Source organism: Streptomyces tubercidicus, from assembly GCF_027497495.1.
Lineage (GTDB): Bacteria > Actinomycetota > Actinomycetes > Streptomycetales > Streptomycetaceae > Streptomyces > Streptomyces tubercidicus.
In genome coordinates this window covers 1548085-1567605 of sequence record NZ_CP114205.1, presented here as the reverse complement: position 1 = coordinate 1567605, position 19521 = coordinate 1548085, and the positions used below count along the sequence as shown (strand labels likewise).

The window sequence follows — 19521 nt, the reverse complement described above, 5'->3', positions numbered from 1 at the left end:
CCCTAGGACGGGTCGTAGACATACGGCAGGCCGTTGCTGCTCCCGGCCGGGGTCTGCGCCACGACATTCACCGTGCCGGGCGCGCCGCCCGGGGAGGTCGCCACGACCTGGGTGTCGGAGATCGCCGAGAACGAGGCCGGGACACCCCCGAAGGTCACCGCGTCGGTGAAGGTGAGGTTGCTGCCGCTCAGCACGATCGCGTCGCCCCCGACATCAGCGCCATGGGAGGGGGTGAGGCTGGTCAGGACGGGCGCCCCGAGATAGGTGTAGTACGGATTCCCGGTGGCCGCCGTGCTGGTCCCGCCCGGTGTGGTGACGGTGACGACCACGGTGCCGGACCCGGCCGGAGCGGTCACGGTCAGCTGGTTGTCAGAGACCACAGTGAAGGCGGCGGCTGGATTCCCGCCGAAGTTCACGGCGTTGGTGAGCGTCAGATTGGTGCCGAAGACGGTGACGGTGTTGCCGCCGGTGTCCGGGCCGAGATGCGGGGACAGATCGCTGAGGGTGGGCGCGGCGAGATAGAAGTACGGCAGCGGATTACTGGTGCCGCCGGCCGTGGTGACCGTGACACTGACCGAGGACGGCGGCCCGGCGGGCGCGCTGACGGTGATCTGGCTCGCCGTATTGGTGAGGATGGTCGCCGAGTTGCTCCCGAATTTCACCGAGGTCGCCCCCGCGAGATTGCTGCCGTTGAGGGTCACGACGTTCCCGCCCGAGGTGGGCCCCGAGGTGGGACTGAGGCTGCTGAGGACCGGGACGGAAGCGGCGACGTAGGTGTAGGTGAGGGCGTTGCTGGTGCCGCCTGCTGTCGTGACCGTGACGTTGACGGGGCCGGTACCGGGCGGGGCGCTGACGGTGATCTGGGTGGCCGTGTTGGTGAGGATGGTGGCGGGGCTGGGGCCGAAGAGCACTGTGGTGGCGCCGGTGAGGTTGGTGCCGTTGAGGGTGACGACGTTGCCGCCGGAGGTGGGGCCCGAGGTCGGGTTGAGGCTGGTGAGGACCGGGGCGGGGATGGCGGTGTAGGTGTAGGTGAGGGCGTTGCTGGTGCCGCCTGGTGTGGTGACCGTGACGTTGACGGAGGAGGGTGGTCCGGCCGGTGCGATGGCGGTGATCTGGGTGGCGGTGTTGGTGAGGATGACCGCTGAGTTGCTGCCGAATTTCACCGAGGTCGCGCCCGCGAGATTGCTGCCGTTGAGGGTGACGACGTTGCCGCCCGAGGTGGGGCCCGAGGTCGGGTTGAGGCTGGTGAGGACCGGGGCCTGGGCGTAGGTGAAGAACACGTTCTGGGTGCTGGTCCCGGTCGGTGCTGTGACCGTGACCTGGACCGTGCCGGTGCCCGGGGGCGTCTTGGCCGTGATCTGTGTATCGCTGACGAGGATGAAATTGGTGCCGTTCGGGCCGAACTTGACCTTGGTGGCGCCGGTGAAGCCGGAGCCGGTGATGGTGACGTTGGTGCCCCCCGCTGGAGCGCCTTGGGCGGGGCTGACACTGGTCACTACGGGGGCCATGATGCTCGTCTCCTTCTCGTACCGCCTGGGCAGTCGCGCCCTGGCCGGCGGTTGTCGGCCAGGGCGCGGGGGCTGTCACCGTCCGCCCGCCCGTGCCATGCGCTGCGGACGGGCGGCGACTCGGGGGCCGTGCCGTTGGCCCCCGGGTGTCGTTCCGGACGATCAGGTGACGGTGAAGGCCTGGGCGTTGGAGTTACCGCCGCAGGTGTGCACCGTGATGGTCCCGGCGCCGGTGGCGAGCCCGCCGGGCACGGTGGCGACGAGTTGGGTGTCACTCACGGGCGTGAAGACCGCGGTGGCGGTGGCCGCGCCGCTGTCGGTGAAGGTGACGGTGTCGACGCCGACGAAACCGGTTCCGTTGACGGTGATCTGATCCCCCGCCGTACCCGAGGTGGGCAGGACCGAGGTGATGGCCGGTGCGAGGTAGTAGTCGATCAGGGTGGTGCCCGAGGGGCTGGACCCGCCCGCGGTGGTGATGGTCACCGCCTGGGTCGACACCGTACCGACCTGACCCGGGTTGGCCGGGGCGGTGAAGGTGACCTGGCTCGACTGGGTGGGAGTGACCGCCACGTTGCCGACGGTGCCCACCCCGACCTGCGTGCCGGAGAGGAAGTTGGTGCCGAACAGCGTCACTGAGCCACCCGTGGCGGCCGGTACGCAGCTGACGCTCAGCCCTGTGGTGGTCGGCGCGGCGATGACGAAGAACGGCAGCGCGTTGCTGGTGGCTCCGGTGCTGCTGGTGACGCTGACGGAGACCTGGCCGGAGCAGGGCGCCGTGCTGGGCACCACGAAGGTGACCTGGGTGGCGGTGACGCCGGTCGGAGTGACCGTCGCCGAACCGAAGTTCACCCTCGTGGTGGTGGCCATGGCTGTGCCATTGATCTGGACGGTGTCGCCTGGTTTGCCCTGATTGGTGGTGGTTGTTGTGTCCACCAACGAGGTGATGGTTGCCATGATCTTTCTCCTTCGGACGTGCCGCTCTGCCGGGATGCGCAGGGGCAGGCGGTTACTGACGCGGCCCGCAACCGCTCGCGATGTCCCCCGTGGACGGGAGCGGGAGGGTGGAGGCCCGTTGCCTCAGGGCGCCTGGGCGGGTCGTCCCATGGGAAGCGAGCGGCGCCGTGCCATGGGGGCGCCGTCAACCTCGCTCGCCTTGATTAAAGCCAAGGGGGGAAGGAGGTGGTAGGTGGAATGGAGGCATCGAGGGGTCTATACGTAAATACGCCAAGCGTTCGCCGTCCGCCTTCGTCCGCCGTTGCGCACGCCTGGGGGCGCCGGTCCGCCCCGGCGCCAACGGGCCTGTAACGAGCGGGTAGTTGGCGTCACGGGGCCACGGGGTGACGGTGTGCGCGGTCGTCAGGAGGGGGTGTTTCGGGCGTCTGATCGCGGTCTGTTTCCTGCCGCGCGGCTGGGCCGGGCGGTGAGGAACGGCGTCGGCCGCGGCGGCCGGGTGATGGTGGTGGGCCATGGGCCGAGGCGTGCGCTGCGGCGGGCGAAGGGGCGCCGGTTGTACGGCAGTTCGCGCCGTCGGCGCCCAGGCGGACGCGGCGGCGGACGTGGCCCGCGGGCCCTCGGCGCGGCCGGACCCCGCCCCCCGCTGTCAGACGTACACGAACGCCCCAGGCGCGGTGGCGGTGCCGCCCGTCGTCGTCACGACGATTTCCTTGCCCCTCATCAGCAGGCGGGGGAAACGGGCGGCAGGGCACCGCAGTTGCTCGGGGTGTTGCCCACCACCGGACTGCCGATCAAGGTCACCCCGCCGGCGTTGGTGAAGATGCCGCCGCCATTGACACCGGCCGTATTGGCGGTGACGCTGCTGCCGGTGAGGGTCAGTGACCCGTCGGTGTAGATGCCGCCCCCGTAGGACGCTTTGTTGTCGCGGACCGTACTGCCGGTGACGGCAACCGTGCCGCCAAGGTTGGCGATACCTCCGCCCACGCCCAGGCCGGCGTCTCCACCGCTGATCGTCACGGCGGTGATGCCCAACTGGCCATTTGCTCCCGGGACTTGTGAGGGGCCGTCGACCTCGAAGATCCGGAAGGCCGGTGTGTTCGGTGCCCGGGTGATCTGCGTGCCCAGGCCGGCCATCGCGACCGGCGTGGTGATGTTCGGCAGCCCGGCCGCTTGCCCGGCGCCGCCCGAACTGTGGGCGCTGGTGAGGGTGTACGTGCACAGGGGTGCGAGGATCAAGCTCCCGCCCCCGGCGGCGTTGGCCGTGTTGATCGCGGTGACCAGCGCGGTTTCGCTGCACGCCACCAGGATCGGCGACGCCGCGTGGGCCTCGGGAGCGGGGGCCAGTGCCAGCGGAAGGACTCCCGCCACCGCCAGCGTTCGCAGAACATGAAGGGCTCGCACTACGCCTCCTCGGACGTGGTTGAGCCGGCCCCACCAGCCAGCGCTCTTGAGGGAGCCGGCTGGTAGCACCCTCCGTCAGGCGACGCCATGCCTATGGAAGCCGTGCCGGCACACACCTCTTGCCCATGGGCCGACCGCCGCATCTCCTAGCGGAGGGATGGGCGGCCCACCTGGTAGGTGGTGTCAGTAACCCATCCGAGTGGCCCGCACGCAAGGAATGCTGACGGGTATTCACCCGTACAGCCGGGCGTGCGCGCCAGGTTGGCCGGTGGCTCTTCGGCATGCCTCTCGGGCCGCTGAGTCTTGACCGGGTCCACCGCACGATGACCGGGGCCGTACGCCCGGGATATGCGGAAATTTAGGGGAGTTGACGGGGTGGCCTTGTGAACTACCGGAAAACTTCCGCCGGTTGGGATTGACAGGATCATGTCTACGCGCGTCATTCTGGAGGGCATGAGAATCCCCCCACGGATCACCAGGTTCGGCGCAGTTGGCGCCCTCGCTTCGGCCCTTCTCATCGGCGGGACCGCGGTCACCGCCACCCCCGCCGTCGCCTCGACGCACGCGGCCACCTCGTACGCCACGACGGCGCACGTCGCATCCGCGCACGTCCAGGACGTCGGCAAGGTCTGCTACTCCAAGCTGCCCTCGCAGGCCCACGACACCCTCGATCTGATCGAGAAGGGCGGACCCTACCCCTATCCCAAGGACGGCACGGTCTTCGACAACCGGGAGGGCATCCTCCCGTCCCAGAGCGGCGACTACTACCACGAGTTCACCGTCGTCACTCCGGGCTCGCCCGACCGCGGTGCACGGCGCATCGTGACCGGCGAGAAGAAGAACGAGGACTACTACACCGCCGACCACTACAAGACGTTCGACCTCGTCGACCGCGGCTGCTGAGGCCGACGGGCCGACGGGTGGGCAGACCTCGCGGCCGGCCCGTCGTCAGGACAACAGAACACCGGGGGTGACGGGCAGGCTGAGCCCGTGACCCGGAACCCGCGGCGGCCGGGGTGCACTGTGCACCCCGGCCGTCGTCGTGCTGTGCGCCCGTGTTGCGTGACTGAGCGGTGCGCCCCGTCCCCGCGCTCGCGCCCGTCCCCGCGCCCGTGCTCGTGCCTGTGCTGTGCGCCCCCTCCCACCTCCGTCTTCTCCCCATTCTTGGCAGAAGGGGCGCACAGGGCGCACCCCCGAGAGAGGATTGTCAGTGGCTCCCGGTAGCGTTTCGGTGAAAACGAGGAGCGGGCGGGCATCAGCGGAAAAAGACCATGTGCGGTCAGCTGCTGCGGCACGCCCCGGAAAATGCCGTATCCGCCGTAGGCCGTGGCGAGGCGGCATGGAGCTTCGGAGACAAGGAAGGACGGCGAACTGCCGTGTATCGCTGGGAAATCACCCGGGCCGCACTGGCGCAGCGTGTTTTCGCCATCGTCCGCAGCCGGACCTACGACGAGGCCAGCGCCACCGCCGACACCCTGCTGTCCGCGGGCATCACGAGCCTGGAGATATCCCTCACCACCCCCTTCGCCCTGGAAGCGGTCACCACACTCACCCGGGAGCTGGGCGATGACGCGGTCATCGGCGCCGGCACGGTCCTTGATGCCGTATCGGCCCGGATGGCGGTCGACGCGGGCGCCCGTTTCCTGGTCTCGCCGAGCCTGGACGAGGAGGTCATCCGTACGGGCCACCGCTATGGCATCCCGGTCTTCCCCGGGGTGTCGACGCCGACCGAGATGGTCCGCGGGCTGGAGCTCGGGGCGGACGCGCTCAAGCTGTTCCCCGCCTCGGCGCACGACCCGTCCTGGCTGACGGAGGTCCTCGCTCCGCTGCCGCAGGTGCCGCTGCTGCCGACGGGCGGGGTGACGGTCGACAGCGCGCCGGAGTGGATCGCCGCGGGCGCCGTGGCCGTCGGTATGGGCGCCGCCCTCTCCGACGGCGACCGTGACACCGTTGCCAAGCGCGCCGCCGACCTCCTCATCCGTCTGGAAGAGGCCGCCCCGGACCGCCCGGAGATCCGAGGCGCCGCGGACTTCTGAGCGACCGGCGGTCCCACTGGCCGGTCAGGGGGTTCTCCCGCAACCCGGGCTCTGCCACCCTGAGCGCTTCGATCATGCGCTCAAGTCGCCGCGTACGGAGTCACAGGAGCCCCCCCATGAAGCGCGCCGCCGCCCTCTCCGCTCTCGCCTGTCTGCTCGCCGTCACCGCCGCCGCTCCGGCGGCCTCGGACGCCCCCGCCGCGGTACGGGGAGGTGCCACCGCCGCTGCCGGGAAGGCGTCGGCCCTCGATGCCGTCCCCCGGCGCGGCGTGCTGCGCGTCTGTACCACCGGCGACTACCGCCCCTTCAGCCACCGCGACCCCGCCACCGGCAAGTACAGCGGGGTGGACATCGCGATGGCCGGGGATCTCGCCGAGAGCCTCGGCGCCACCCCGCGTTACGTGGCCACGACCTGGGCGAAGCTGGTCGGTGACCTGTCGGCCGGCCGCTGTGACATCGCCATGGGCGGTGTCTCGATCACCCTCCCGCGTGCCCGCTCCGTGTACTTCAGCGAGCCCACCCGCACCGACGGCAAGACGCCCCTCGTGCGCTGCACGGACAAGGCCAAGTACCGGACCCTGTCGCAGATCGACCGGCCCGGCACACGCGTCATCGTCAACCCGGGCGGCACCAACGAGGAGTTCGCCCGCGCCCATGTCCACCGGGCCACCCTCACGGTCCATCCGGACAACACCACGATCTTCGACGAGATCATCGCCGGCCGCGCCGATGTGATGATGACCGACGCGAGCGAGACCCGCTACCAGGCCAAGATCCACCCCGAACTCTGCTCGCTCCACCCGGACAAGCCCTTCACCTTCTCCGAGAAGTCCTATGCCCTGCCCCGCGGCGACGACGAGTTCAAGGCGTATGTGGACCAGTGGGTCCACCTGGCCACGCATGACGGGACGTACCGGAAGTACGAGGACGCCTGGATGAAGTAGCGGTCCGTGGGCGCGTACGTTTTGGAGGGGCGGCTCTGATATCGGGGCGGGCCTTCGGACACACGGTGAGAGGCGGAGGGCGAGATGGCTGGTTCCGGGCAGACGAGTACGGCGTTCGATCTTGCGGCGGCGCAAATGGCCCTGGAGGCCCAGCCGTTCAGCAGGCTGGTGCAGGCGCGGATCACCGAATTCGCGGAGGGCACGGCGACGCTGGAGATCGATATCCGCCAGGAACTGCTGCAGCAGCACGGGTTTGTGCACGGCGGGGTCCTGTCGTACGCCGCCGACAACACCCTCACCTTCGCCGCGGCGACAGCCCTGGGCCCGGCCATCGTCACCGGCGGCTTCTCGATCCAGTATGTGCGCCCGGCGCTCGGCCGTACGCTGCGGGCCCGCGCCGAGGTCGTCCAGGCCGGGCGCCGGCAGGCCGTGTGCCGCTGTGAGCTGACCATGCTCGACGGGGAGGGGGCGGAGAGCGTGTGCGCGGTGGCGCAGGGGACCGCGATGACGCTCAACGGGTCCGCGCGCGGCGCTGATGAGGGGTAGCCGGTGCGCGGCGGCTCAGCCGTCGCTGGCGGGGCCCGCCGCTGTGGCGTCCCCGGTGCCGTCCGCTGACGGCCGGTGACTGAGGACGTTGACGATCCGGCCGTTCGGGTCCTTGACGAAGAAGCGGCGGACGCCCCACTCCTCGTCCTGGAGCGGCCGGATGATCTGCGCCCCGGAGGCCAGGACGGCGGCGTAGGCCGCGTCCACGTCGTCGACCTCGATGCTCATGTCGGGGGTGACGGGGGCGGTCTTGTCGTGCGTCATGAAGATGAGCTGGGCCGTGGGGTTGGCGGGGCAGGCGACCGTCATGACCCAGCCCAGGTTCATGACCTCCTCGAAGCCCAGCAGGCCGTAGAACGCGCGGCTTTTGTCCAGGTCGTCGGAGTGGATGTCGGGTACGACGCGGCGAATGGACATGGGAGCTCCTCCGGGACGTGCGGGCGGGCGGGGCGCGGGCGGGGTGCCCGGTCCGGTGTGCGGTCAGGGCTGTCTCGGGTGTCACGGCTGTCATCGGCCAAGTATTCCGGCGTAGGGGGAGGCGCGGGCGCACTTGGCGGCGTTGCCGGTTCGGTGGCCGGGCGGGCGTACGCCGTCCCGTCTTGTCCGGACAATCTGACCTCCGGACTTCCCGTCATCTGCCGGGGCGGATACGCTCGCGAGCGTGGGGAAACGCGATACAGAACAAGCCCTGGGCGCCGACGGCCCCGTCCAGTTCAGCGTGGACCGGAGCAGTCCGGTCCCGTTGTATTTCCAGCTGTCCCAGCAGCTGGAGGCCGCGATCGAGCACGGGCGGCTGGCTCCCGGCAGCCTGCTCGGCAATGAGATCGAGCTGGCCGGCCGGCTCGGCCTGTCCCGGCCGACGGTGCGGCAGGCGATCCAGTCACTCGTCGACAAGGGCCTGCTGGTGCGCCGCCGCGGTATCGGCACCCAGGTCGTGCACAGCCAGGTCAAGCGCCCGCTGGAGCTGAGCAGCCTCTACGACGACCTGGAGGCGGCCGGGCAGAAGCCGGCCACCCGGGTGCTGCTCAACACCACCACCGAGGCCGACGCCGAGGTCGCCGCCGCGCTGGGGATCGCCGAGGGGGCGGAGGTCGCGCTGGTCGAGCGGCTGCGGCTGGCCCATGACGAGCCCGTCGCGCATCTGCGCAACCATCTCCCCGCCGGACTGATCGAGCTGAAGACCGCGGAGCTGGAGCAGACCGGTCTGTACCGCCTGATGCGGTCGGCCGGGATCACCCTGCACAGCGCCCGGCAGGCCGTCGGGGCCCGTGCCGCGACTGTCGAGGAGGGCGCGCGGCTCGATGAGCCCGAGGGTGCCCCGCTGCTCACGATGCAGCGGACGACCTTCGACGACACCGGGCGCGCGGTCGAATTCGGCTCGCATGTCTACCGCGCGTCCCGCTACGCCTTCGAGTTCCAGCTGCTGGTACGGCCCTGAGGGGAGCGGGTTCCGGCCCCGGCCCCGGCCGACGGCTGCCGGACCGGTCATCCGTCCCGCCATCCGTCCCGCCATCGGCCCCCCTGAGCGCGGCCGGACAGACCCTATGACCCGGAATGTCCCGTGGTGCGGGGCCCGCGCGACCCACCTTCGTCAGAATGTTCTGACAAACCATTGACGTGGCTCCGCGCGCGCCGTTACAAACTCCTCCAACCGCATTCCGGCGGCCGGGAGAAAAGGCGGTCCCACGATGATCGGCGTGCGCACGACTCGCTCCGTCACGGTCCACAGCGCCGCGGTGCGCGGCGCAGCCGCCTTACTGGCGACCGTCGCGAAGGACGTACCAAAGCTCACCGCGTACACCGGGCGAGGCCCCCGGTGAAGCCCCAGGGAAGACGGGACCACCCCATGAACCGGGACAGATCACCGGTAACGGATACTTGGCCGGTTGGGCCGGGACGGCGGCCGGTGCCGGTGGATGACACCACGGTCCGGCCGGGCGGCCCGGCCGGACAGCGAATACAACCAACGCAGCCGATTCGGCAAGATCAGCGGGAAGGGCGAGTCCTCGTGGCACGGGTTCGGAGAAGGGGACGCGTCATCGGCGCCGTGCTGGCGGCGGCGCTGGGCGCCTCCCTGGCGGGGTGCAGCAGCACCGGAGGTCTGCGCGCCGAGCAGGAGCGCGCCGCCCAGGCCGCCGGCGGCAAGGCCGCGGTGAACACCCCCCGGTGGACATTTGCGATGGTCACCCACTCGGGAGACGGCGACACCTTCTGGGACATCGTGCAGAACGGCGCCCAGCAGGCCGCCGTCAAGGACAACATCAAGTTCGTCTACGGGCACGACAAGGAGGGCCAGCGGCAGAGCCAGCTGGTGCAGTCCTATATCGACCAGAAGGTCGACGGGCTGATCGTCTCGCTGGCCAAGCCCAATGCCCTCAAGGACGTCGTAGCCAAGGCCGAGAAGGCCGGCATCCCGGTGATCACGGTGAACTCCGGCGTCGAGGAATCCAAGGCGTTCGGTGCGCTCAGCCACATCGGGCAGGACGAGACGGTGGCCGGCGAGGCGGTCGGCGAGGAGCTGAACAAGCGCGGCCGCAAGAAGGCCCTGTGTGTCCTGCACGAGCAGGGCAACGTCGGCCATGAACAGCGCTGCGACGGCGCGGAGAAGACCTTCAAGGGCGATCTGCAGAAGCTGTATGTCGAGGGCACCAACATGCCCGACGTGCAGTCCTCGATCGAGTCCAAGCTCCAGGCGGACAGCGATATCGACGCCGTCGTCACGCTCGGCGCGCCCTTCGCCGCCACCGCCGTCAAGGCCAAGGAGCAGGCCGGCAGCAAGGCCGAGATCGACACCTTCGACCTCAATGCCCAGGTCGCGACCGGTCTGAAGGACGGCTCCCTCGGCTTCGCCGTCGACCAGCAGCCCTACCTCCAGGGCTACCAGGCCGTCGATCTGCTGTGGCTCTACAAGTACAACTCCGATGTCCTCGGCGGCGGCAAGCCGGTGCTCACCGGGCCCCAGGTGATCACCAAGAAGGACGCCGCCGCACTGCAGGACTACACGAAGCGGGGGACCCGATGAGCCCCGCGGACGCCCCGGCACTGAAGCCCGCCGGCCCGGCCGAGAGCGGCGGCGACGAACGGCTGCTGCACCGCTCCCTGGCCCGCCGGCTGATGGGCCGCCCCGAGCTGGGCTCCGTCGTCGGCGCCGCCGCGGTCTTCCTCTTCTTCTCGATCGCCGCCGAGCCGTTTCTGCGGGCCTCCAGCCTCTCCACCGTGCTCTATGCCTCGTCGACGATCGGCATCATGGCCGTACCGGTGGCGCTGCTGATGATCGGCGGGGAATTCGATCTGTCGGCCGGTGTCATGGTCGTCAGCTCGGCGCTGATCTCCTCGATGTTCAGCTACCAGATGACCGCCAACACCTGGGTCGGCGTCGGGGTGTCGCTGCTGGTCACCCTGGCCATCGGGGTGTTCAACGGCATGCTGCTGACCCGTACGAAACTGCCCAGCTTCATCATCACGCTCGGCACCTTCTTCATGCTGACCGGCCTCAACCTCGGCTTCACCAAGCTGATCAGCGGCACCGTCTCGACGAAGACCATCGCCGACATGGAGGGCTTCGACTCGGCCCGTGCGGTCTTCGCCTCGCATCTGAGCCTGGGCAGCGTGGACATCCAGATCACCATCCTGTGGTGGCTGGTGCTGGTCGCGGTCGCCACCTGGATCCTGCTGCGCACCCGCGTCGGCAACTGGATCTTCGCGGTGGGCGGTAACGCCGACGCCGCACGGGCCGTGGGTGTCCCGGTGACCAAGACCAAGATCGGCCTCTACATGGGTGTCGCCTTCGCCGCCTGGGTCTCCGGACAGCATCTGCTGTTCTCGTACGACGCGATCCAGTCCGGCGACGGGGTGGGCAACGAGTTCCTCTACATCATCGCCGCGGCGGTTGGCGGCTGTCTGATGACCGGCGGCTTCGGCTCGGCGATCGGCGCCGCCGTCGGCGCCTTCATCTTCGGCATGGCCAGCAAGGGCATCGTCTACGCGCAGTGGAATCCGGACTGGTACAAGTTCTTCCTCGGCGCGATGCTGCTGCTCGCCACGCTCCTGAACGCATGGGTCCGCAAGCGGGCGGAGGCAAAGGCATGACAGCGCTGGTCGAGCTGACCGACGTCAGCAAGTACTACGGGAACGTCCGGGCCCTGGAAGGTGTCTCGCTGGAGGTGCACGCGGGGGAGATCTCCTGTGTGCTCGGCGACAACGGCGCCGGGAAATCCACCCTCATCAAGATCATCGCGGGGCTGCACCGGCACGACGCCGGCTCCTTCACCATCGACGGCGAGGAGACCGGCCTCGCCTCCCCGCGCGAGGCCCTGGACCGCGGTATCGCCACCGTCTACCAGGACCTCGCCGTGGTCCCCCTCATGCCGGTGTGGCGGAATTTCTTCCTCGGCTCCGAGCCGACCACCGGCGTCGGCCCGTTCAAGCGCCTCGACGTCAAGACGATGCGCGAGACCACCCGCAGTGAGCTGCTGCGGATGGGCATCGACCTGCGCGATGTCGACCAGCCCATCGGCACCCTCTCGGGCGGCGAGCGGCAGTGCGTCGCCATCGCCCGCGCCGTCTACTTCGGCGCCAAGGTCCTCGTCCTGGACGAGCCGACCGCGGCGCTCGGCGTCAAGCAGTCCGGTGTCGTCCTCAAGTACGTCGCGGCCGCCCGGGACGCCGGGCTCGGCGTGGTGTTGATCACCCACAATCCGCACCACGCGTATCTCGTCGGCGACCGCTTCGTGCTGCTCAAGCGGGGCACGATGGCCGGCAGCCACGCCAAGTCGGAGATCGCTCTGGAGGAGCTGACCCGCCAAATGGCAGGCGGCAGCGAGCTCGAACAGCTCAGCCATGAGCTGTCCCGCACCGCCACCCCGGAATTCCCCGGAGGTCACCGGCCCGAGTGATCTCCACCGCGCCCCGCACCGGCCGCCGGGCCGCGCGGGGCGCGTCACTCTCCGTCGCGGTGCGCGGAACGGTGCGGGTGATGCACAATCGCAGCGAACCAGCACATCGAGGCCCCGGCCTCCCGAGACCCGCAGGGACGAGACGACTCTTGCGAGCACGCAGCAGCCGTATGGGGGCTCCACCCACGCCCGTGGGGCAGCGGGGGAGCACCGGCGAAGAGGTGGGTCGATGAGCATGTACCGGGACCGGGGGCATCGAGGATCCGCCAGAGCCACCGTGCTGCGCACGGTCGGCACCCGTGAGCGGCGCTCCCTGCTGACCGCCCCCCGGGTGCCCACCGTCGGCATCGACATCGGCGGCACCAAGGTCATGGCGGGGGTGGTCGACGCCGACGGCGCCATCCTGGAGAAGGTCCGCACCGAGACGCCGGACAAGTCCAAGAGCCCCCGGGTCGTCGAGGACACCATCACCGAGCTGGTGCTCGACCTCTCCGACCGGCACGACGTCCACGCGGTCGGCATCGGCGCGGCCGGCTGGGTCGACGCGGACCGCAGCAAGGTGCTCTTCGCACCCCATCTGAACTGGCGCAATGAGCCGCTGCGCGACCGGCTCGCGGGCCGCCTCGCGGTGCCGGTGATGGTCGACAACGACGCCAACACCGCCGCCTGGGCGGAGTGGCGCTTCGGCGCCGGCCGCGGCCAGGACCACCTCGTCATGATCACGCTCGGTACGGGCATCGGCGGCGCGATCCTGGAGGACGGCGCGGTCAAGCGCGGCAAGTACGGCGTGGCCGGTGAATTCGGCCATATGCAGGTCGTCCCCGGCGGGCACCGCTGCCCGTGCGGCAACCGCGGCTGCTGGGAGCAGTACAGCTCCGGGAACGCCCTGGTGCGTGAGGCCCGCGAGCTGGCCGCCGCCGACTCCCCGGTCGCGTACAACATCATCGAGCGGGTCGGCGGCCGCATCGGCGACATCACCGGACCGCTGATCACCGAGCTGGCCCGGGAGGGCGACGCGATGTGCGTCGAGCTCCTCCAGGAGATCGGCCAGTGGCTCGGCGTCGGCATCGCCAACCTCGCCGCCGCCCTCGACCCGTCCGGCTTCGTCATCGGCGGAGGCGTCAGCGCCGCCGACGACCTGCTGATCGGCCCGGCCAGGGACGCCTTCCGGCGCCATCTCACCGGCCGCGGCTACCGCCCCGAGGCCACCATCGCCAAGGCCCAGCTGGGCCCCGAGGCCGGGATGGTCGGTGCCGCCGACCTGGCCCGTCTGGTGGCCCGCCGCTTCCGCCGCGCCAACCGGCGCCGCGTCGAGCGCTACGAACGCTATGAACGGGCCGGCCGCCGATGACCGACACCGACCTGCACTCCGTACACGACGACCAGCACCCGTCCGTGCCGCCGCGCGCCAAGCGCCGCCGTCCGCTGCTGATGGCGCTGATCGTCTTTCTGCTGATCGCGATCCCGGCCGGCTATATCGTCATCTCCGCCGAGCAGAGCCGGGACAGCGGCGAGGGCAAGGAGCTGGAGGCCGCCGCCACCGGCCTGACCAACGCCTTCCCCTCCAAGGTCCAGCAGCGGATCTACAACGTCCCGGTCCCGGTCGGCTCCACCCCGGTCTACTACTACGAGACCAACTCCTGGCAGACCAGCTCGCTGTTCGTGCAGTTCCGGACCAACGAGTGGGGCCTGGAGCACTACCTCGCCGCCGTCGGCACCAGCACCGCCGCCCTCAAAAAGGACCAGAAAACCATCCCGCCCGGCCAGGCCTCCAAGGTCGGCTGGGACCTCACCGCGGACGGCCCCTGGTCCGGCACCACGACCACGGACCGGGCACCACACCCGAACCAGCGGATCATGGTCAACTACGACGAGCCGGGGCATCCGGTGGTGTACACGGTCTCCACGGTGAAGTTCTGACGCACCGCTGGGGGCGTGGGCGCGAGGCAGACGGGCTCCTGCCCATCGCCTCGCCGCGCTCCTATGCGGTACGAACGGCCTGAGCCTGCCCGGAGCGTCTCTCTGTCGCGGGCGTCAGCGGCGGCTGTCCTCGCTCGGCGGGTCGGTCAGGCGGTCACCGTCGACTCGGGTTTCGGCCTGCTTGATCTGGCGGACGATGGGGCTGACCTCCATGCCTTCGACGCCGGGCAGGGTTCCGATGCGGTCGGTGGTGAACTCGAACAGCTCGTCGAGATCGCGGCACTGTACGACGGCATGGAGGTTGTACGGTCCGGATACCGCGGCGGCGAAGCCCACCTCGGGCATCTGCGCCATGGCCCGCCCGACAGCCTTGATCTTGCCCGGGTGGGCTCGCATCCACAGGTTCGCCCGTGCTCGGTATCCCAGGGCCATCGGGGCGATCTCCACGTCGATGTGGACCACTCCGCCGGAAATCAGTGCGTGCAGACGTCGTGACACCCGGCCCGGTGTGAGGTCGGCCGCGGCGGCGAGGTCGACGAGACTGGCCCGTCCGTCGGCGGCGAGGGCCGCGAGCAGCTTCTCGTCCTGGGCGCTGAGCTGCGAGAGCTGATTCCGTACCACCGGCCGTTCGGTGAACGGGCTGCCGCCGGGCCCCAGGGCGGACTCCTGCTCGGGGGTCAGGGTTCCGGCGAGCGCGGCCCAGTAGTGCCCGCGCCCGCCGACGAACTGGCGGAGCAGCACCGATGCCTGTAGGTCGAGTACGGCGGCGGTGCGGGGGAGCCGGCGGCCGAGCAGGTCGTCGCGTTGTTCCTGCGACCGCGAGCGCACGGCGCAGGTGATCTCGGAGCCGGCGGCGTTCAGGGCGACCCAGCTGATGTCGTTGCGTTGCGCGAGTGCCTCGGCGATGGCCGTGGCACTGCCGGGCCGGCAGCGCAGGCGCACCATCCACCGGCTCTGCCCGAGCGCTCCCGGATCGACGACCCCGATCACCCGGATCGCCCCGGCACGCCGCATGCGCCGGTAGCGGCGGGCGACGGTCAGCTCGGAGAGCCCCAGGACCTTCGCCACGGTCGCGAACCCGACCCGTGGATCAATCTGAAGGGCGCGAAGGATTCGCACATCATCCGGTTCCAGAATGTCGGAATCAGCGATCTCGGGACGCGACATGGCGGCAATGCTACAGAGAGCGCCGATTCTGAGTCGTTGCGCACCGCGCGTGGCCGAGGCTTGCACCGGTGCGACCGACGGAGTGGGGACGCGGGATGCGCAGGCCAGACCTGCTCGTCCTGCGGATCCCGCGCATCCCGCGCATCCCGGTCTCCCGGCATCGACGACGAACCAACGAAAGGCTCTTGCCTATGTCTGCTCCCACCTCGAACGCAACACCCCCAACCATTTTGGTCGTTGCCGCCGGACGCGGGTTGGGCCATGCCATCGCCGAGCAGTTCCTCGACAAGGGGTGGCATGTCATCGGCACGGTCCGGCCGGACAGCCCGGGACCCAAGCTCCACGACCTCGCCGAGACCGCCGGCGGCAGGCTGGAGATCGAAACGTTGAACATCAACGCGCCGGAGCAGATCGCGGCGCTGCGCAGGCGCCTGGACGGCCGAGCGCTGGACATCCTCTTCGTCAACGCGGGAATCACCACTCGGGACGAACACATCCCCATCGGCGAGGTCACGACCGACGAATTCAACGACGTCATGCTCACCAACGCGCTGAGCCCGATGCGCGTCATCGAATCCCTGCAGGACCTCGTCACCCCGACCGGCCTGATCGGTGTGATGTCGTCCGGCCAGGGCAGCATCGCCAACAACGAGACCGGGCGGCGAGAGGTCTACCGGGGCAGCAAGGCGGCACTGAACCAGTTCATGCGAAGCTTCGCAGTCCGCCAGCCCGAACCGGCACGCACGCTGCTGGTCATGGCACCCGGCTGGGTCCGCACGGATCTGGGCGGTTCGGACGCCCCGCTCGGTATCGAGGACAGCGTTCCCCGGCTCGTGAACGTGATGCTCGCTCAGTGCGGCACTCCCGGCCTGCAATTCCGTGACTACCAGGGCCGAACCGTTCCCTGGTAGATACGCGACTTGATCAGCCGACGCCCACATCACCTGACGGTGGGCTCCGAGACGGGGGCAACGACATGACGCTCATCGCCGTCGAAGAACACTGGATCATGCCGGACCTGACGTCCGCGCTCCGAGCCGTCCCGCCTGACCGCCGTGACGAAAGCCTCGCCTTGAACGAGACGGGCGACCACCGGCGGCGCCTGGAAGACCTCGGCACAGACCGGATAGCCGCCATGGACGCCCAAGGCATCGACGTATCGATCATCGCCCTGACACCGCCCGGCACCCACCCGCTCGCCCCAGCGGATGCCGTGCGGCTCAGCCGCGCCGCGAACGACGTCGCCGCCGAGGCCGTCGCCGGTAACCCGTCAAGGCTTCGGGCGCTCTCAACTCTGCCCATGTCGGCGCCACATGAGGTTGCCGACGAACTCTCGCGAGCCGCCGACTTGGGTCACATCGGCACCATGGTCTACGGCCGCTCAGGCGACCTCTTCCTGGACGACCCCGTCTACAACGACTTCTTCGCCGCCGCAGCACAGCTCGGCCAGCCGGTTTTCCTCCACCCCCAACTGCCCTCCTCCGCGCTGCGCGACGCGTCCTACCGAGGCTTCGACCCGATGACGGACCTCGGGCTGGCCACCTTCGGCTGGGGATGGCATCTCGACGCCGCGACCGCCGCGCTGCGACTGATCCTTCGGGGAACCTTCGACCGGCACCCCGACCTGCAGATCGTGCTCGGACACTGGGGTGAAATGCTGCTGTTCTGGCTGGACCGGGCCGACAGCCTTTCCCGCGTCTCCGGCTTGCCACGACCGGTATCGCATTACATACGGTCGAACTTCTTCATCACCGCCTCCGGCATGCTCAATCCGGCGCTCCTCCACCACACCCTCTCGGTGACGACCGTGGACCGCTTGCTGTTCTCCACCGATTACCCCTTCCAGCGTCCGACCCGCGAGGACATCACCACCTTCCTCGGCCATTTCGCATCCGACGCGGACCGCGAGAAGTTCTCGTCGGCCAACGCGACAGCCTTGTACGGCCTCGACGCCTGACATCAGACCGACCCCGAGCGGACTGGTCACTTTGAATCTCCGGAATCCGGTGCCAAGAAGACCGACAACTCGAACTAGTCTTGGTCAGGGTGGCTCAATCGAACGGCGACGCTGCGGAAGTGCACTGTCGCAGGGCGGCGTCTGCAGAGGCGAGCCGCAGGGTGGCGACAGGTGGGGGTCGGAGTGCAGCCGAACAGTGGACCAGGTGTAGGTCTCAGTCCGACGGAGACAGCTGTCCTCCTGCTGGGCAAGATACGTGAAGGCAGCGACTACACCCGCAGCAAGAAGCAGCGGTTCCGTCGAAGCGCTTCGGTGATCAAAATCCTGACACTGGCGCTGTCCGCCGCATCTACCATCATCCTGGGTCTGCAAAGCCTCAACACGTGGGCCGGACTGGCATTTGCGCTGGTCGCTCTGGTGACGTTGCTGGGAGCCGTCGAACCGTTCTTCAACTGGCGCTCCCGGTGGGTGCTGATGGAGGAAGCGCAGTACCGATTCCGACGTCTTGCTGATGAACTGGAATACCTCGTGGCATCGACGCCCGCCGACGCTCTGACGCATGACCACCTTGGTGAACTGTTCGGCAGATACCAAACGATTTGGGATGACCTGGGCCGCACCTGGCTAGAGCATCGCCGCGAACCGGCACAGTCGCCTAGCCCCTGAGGGCTGTCCCGTTAGTTCGACAGTGGCTGACAAACACCTGCTCAGACTCCTGTCACCCGTGCGTTGTCCTCTGTTCTTCCGCCCAGTATCCAGCCCGAGCGCGCAGTGATCACGGGCGGGGCGCTGGGGCGGTGGGGCACCTCACCAGTGACCCCGTTGCGCGCGCCTACCACCAGATCATTACGGGACAACCTTTAGACCGTGTTCTCCGCGACCGTGCGCCACACCTCTGCTGCCAGGTCCGGCATGTTCCCGGACTGGACCCGGGTGGCGATCTCCCTGAGGTGGCGGAGGGCGTCTCTGTCGCCTGCGCGGAGGGCGAGCAGGCCGCGGAGGACGTCGAAGCGGATCTGGTCGCGGTAGGCCAGTAGTTGCCTGCCGTCCTCGCCGGCGGTCAGTAGTGCCGCCGCACGGTCCGGGCTGCCCTGGTGGAACGCCAACTTCGCCTGGAGGAAGAGGAGTTCCTGTTCGTGGCGCGGGGTGCCGATGAGCTTCAGTGCGGGCTCGGCCTCCGTCAGGAAGGATTCGGCTTCCGCCAGCCGGGGCGGTACGGCCTCCAGGGAGATGGAGGCGGCGGCCATCCGGAGCCGGATCCAGAGCTTCAGGTCATCGCGGCTGTCGATGGCGTCCATGGCCTCCAGCAGGCGCTCCATCGCCCGTGCGTGGTTTCCCTGCCGGGCGGCTACCGTGGCGTCGCTCCAGAAGGCCTCGGCCGCGAGCGCCCCGGTCGTGCCGCGCAGCGACCGGCACACCTCATCGGCCAGCCGGGCGGCCTCCGCGAAGTCGCCCAGTTCCGCGTGGACCGAGACCAGCAGGAGTTCGCTGCGTACGAGTTCGGCGGTGGAGATCCGCACCCGGCGCTCGTCCCGGAGGGTGAGCACCTCGACCACCGCGTCCCGGGCGGACTTCGCGTCGCCGAGCTCGCGGGCGCAGCGCGCCAGCCGCAGCCGGGCACGGGCGTGCAGGGCGGCGCGGCCCATCTCCTCGCTGAGTGCGGCGAGACGGACGAGGGCCTCGTGTTCTTTGCGGAAGTCACCCAGTACCTCGTGTACCCGGGCGAGTTGGGTGAGCGCGTGCCAGCGGGTCAGCGGGTCAGCGCCCTTGGCCGCGTCGAGGCTCTCGATGAGGAGCCCAGCGGTTTCGGTGTCGAGATAGCGTTCCGGGGTGGCGGCGACGGCCGCGACGAGGTCGGTGAGCTGGTCCTCGGGCCGGTCGTCGGCGAATGCCTCGATGGGAACGCCGAGCCGCTCCGCCAGGTAGGCGACGGCCCGGTCGGTGGGCCTGCGGTTTCCGGATTCCAGCCTCGACAGGTAAGCAGCCGACATTCCCGGTCCGGTGAGACCGACCTGGGAGACGCCCCGATGTTGCCTCAGCTGGCGCAGACGCTTGCCGAACGTTGGCTGCTCAAGCACTTTTGCACCTCTGCGGAAGTCTTCTTCTCCTCCTCCCGGCGGGGACGCGACGCCCTTACGGGGGCGGGTCAGGTGACCCGCCCCGCATGATTTCATGCCGTGTCAAGGGCGACAA

General features: G+C 69.4%; 20 protein-coding genes. 14 read left to right on the top strand and 6 right to left on the bottom strand.

The genetic code is table 11. The features are described from left to right. Positions 1–2: 2 nt before the first annotated feature. The 3 genes from STRTU_RS06720 to STRTU_RS06710 form a co-directional block, all read right to left on the bottom strand. Positions 3–1508 carry an IPT/TIG domain-containing protein gene (locus STRTU_RS06720; protein WP_159742699.1) on the bottom strand — a complete coding sequence of 502 codons (1506 nt, stop codon included), beginning with the start codon at positions 1506–1508 and terminating at the stop codon, positions 3–5. Between the two features lie 162 nt (positions 1509–1670). Next, positions 1671–2462, bottom strand: coding sequence for an IPT/TIG domain-containing protein (locus STRTU_RS06715; RefSeq protein ID WP_159742698.1), 792 nt, complete (start codon positions 2460–2462; stop codon positions 1671–1673). Positions 2463–3182: 720 nt separating this feature from the next. Beyond that, on the bottom strand, positions 3183–3863 hold the full coding sequence (locus STRTU_RS06710) for a hypothetical protein (protein WP_246240163.1): 681 nt from the start codon (positions 3861–3863) through the stop codon (positions 3183–3185). Between the two features lie 453 nt (positions 3864–4316). Between STRTU_RS06710 and STRTU_RS06705 the strand changes: the two genes are divergently transcribed. The 4 genes from STRTU_RS06705 to STRTU_RS06690 all read left to right on the top strand — a co-directional run bounded on the left by STRTU_RS06705 (position 4317) and on the right by STRTU_RS06690 (position 7389). Next, positions 4317–4766, top strand: coding sequence for a guanyl-specific ribonuclease (locus STRTU_RS06705; protein WP_159742697.1), 450 nt, complete (start codon positions 4317–4319; stop codon positions 4764–4766). Positions 4767–5239: 473 nt separating this feature from the next. Beyond that, positions 5240–5899 (top strand): bifunctional 4-hydroxy-2-oxoglutarate aldolase/2-dehydro-3-deoxy-phosphogluconate aldolase, encoded by a 660-nt coding sequence (locus STRTU_RS06700; protein WP_159742696.1) that lies wholly within the window; start codon positions 5240–5242, stop codon positions 5897–5899. A 116-nt stretch (positions 5900–6015) separates the two neighbouring features. Beyond that, entirely contained in the window at positions 6016–6843 is an 828-nt protein-coding gene (locus STRTU_RS06695) for a transporter substrate-binding domain-containing protein (RefSeq protein WP_159742695.1), read from the top strand. An 84-nt stretch (positions 6844–6927) separates the two neighbouring features. Continuing rightward, positions 6928–7389 (top strand): PaaI family thioesterase, encoded by a 462-nt coding sequence (locus STRTU_RS06690; protein WP_159742694.1) that lies wholly within the window; start codon positions 6928–6930, stop codon positions 7387–7389. Between the two features lie 15 nt (positions 7390–7404). Here the strand turns inward: STRTU_RS06690 and STRTU_RS06685 are convergent, their stop codons facing one another. Then, a complete protein-coding gene (locus STRTU_RS06685) occupies positions 7405–7806 on the bottom strand; it encodes a VOC family protein (protein ID WP_159742693.1) in 402 nt (133 codons plus the stop codon). A 244-nt stretch (positions 7807–8050) separates the two neighbouring features. Between STRTU_RS06685 and STRTU_RS06680 the strand changes: the two genes are divergently transcribed. From STRTU_RS06680 to STRTU_RS06650, 7 genes are all read left to right on the top strand, one after another. Next, positions 8051–8827 carry a GntR family transcriptional regulator gene (locus tag STRTU_RS06680; protein ID WP_159742692.1) on the top strand — a complete coding sequence of 259 codons (777 nt, stop codon included), beginning with the start codon at positions 8051–8053 and terminating at the stop codon, positions 8825–8827. A gap of 259 nt (positions 8828–9086) precedes the next feature. Further along, positions 9087–9209, top strand: coding sequence for a hypothetical protein (locus STRTU_RS06675; RefSeq protein ID WP_269777340.1), 123 nt, complete (start codon positions 9087–9089; stop codon positions 9207–9209). A 188-nt stretch (positions 9210–9397) separates the two neighbouring features. After that, positions 9398–10411 carry a sugar ABC transporter substrate-binding protein gene (locus STRTU_RS06670; protein WP_246240162.1) on the top strand — a complete coding sequence of 338 codons (1014 nt, stop codon included), beginning with the start codon at positions 9398–9400 and terminating at the stop codon, positions 10409–10411. Beyond that, positions 10408–11478 (top strand): ABC transporter permease, encoded by a 1071-nt coding sequence (locus tag STRTU_RS06665; protein WP_159742691.1) that lies wholly within the window; start codon positions 10408–10410, stop codon positions 11476–11478. Before STRTU_RS06670 ends, STRTU_RS06665 begins: the two co-directional genes overlap by 4 nt. Further along, entirely contained in the window at positions 11475–12284 is an 810-nt protein-coding gene (locus tag STRTU_RS06660) for an ATP-binding cassette domain-containing protein (protein WP_159742690.1), read from the top strand. Before STRTU_RS06665 ends, STRTU_RS06660 begins: the two co-directional genes overlap by 4 nt. Before the next feature lie 229 nt (positions 12285–12513). Further along, positions 12514–13635, top strand: coding sequence for an ROK family glucokinase (locus tag STRTU_RS06655; protein WP_159742689.1), 1122 nt, complete (start codon positions 12514–12516; stop codon positions 13633–13635). Beyond that, entirely contained in the window at positions 13632–14204 is a 573-nt protein-coding gene (locus STRTU_RS06650) for a hypothetical protein (protein ID WP_159742688.1), read from the top strand. Before STRTU_RS06655 ends, STRTU_RS06650 begins: the two co-directional genes overlap by 4 nt. Before the next feature lie 114 nt (positions 14205–14318). Here the strand turns inward: STRTU_RS06650 and STRTU_RS06645 are convergent, their stop codons facing one another. After that, positions 14319–15371 (bottom strand): Lrp/AsnC family transcriptional regulator, encoded by a 1053-nt coding sequence (locus STRTU_RS06645; protein WP_159742687.1) that lies wholly within the window; start codon positions 15369–15371, stop codon positions 14319–14321. Positions 15372–15562: 191 nt separating this feature from the next. On the opposite strand from STRTU_RS06645, the gene STRTU_RS06640 reads away from it, so the two are divergent. From STRTU_RS06640 to STRTU_RS06630, 3 genes are all read left to right on the top strand, one after another. After that, positions 15563–16282 (top strand): SDR family oxidoreductase, encoded by a 720-nt coding sequence (locus STRTU_RS06640; protein WP_159742686.1) that lies wholly within the window; start codon positions 15563–15565, stop codon positions 16280–16282. Between the two features lie 65 nt (positions 16283–16347). Further along, a complete protein-coding gene (locus STRTU_RS06635) occupies positions 16348–17328 on the top strand; it encodes an amidohydrolase family protein (RefSeq protein WP_159742685.1) in 981 nt (326 codons plus the stop codon). A 183-nt stretch (positions 17329–17511) separates the two neighbouring features. After that, positions 17512–17994, top strand: a complete 483-nt coding sequence (locus STRTU_RS06630) for a DUF4231 domain-containing protein (protein ID WP_159742684.1) — start codon at positions 17512–17514, stop codon at positions 17992–17994. A gap of 194 nt (positions 17995–18188) precedes the next feature. On the opposite strand, the gene STRTU_RS06625 is transcribed toward STRTU_RS06630, so the two are convergent. Beyond that, positions 18189–19502 carry a helix-turn-helix domain-containing protein gene (locus STRTU_RS06625; RefSeq protein ID WP_246240160.1) on the bottom strand — a complete coding sequence of 438 codons (1314 nt, stop codon included), beginning with the start codon at positions 19500–19502 and terminating at the stop codon, positions 18189–18191. Positions 19503–19521: the final 19 nt, after the last annotated feature.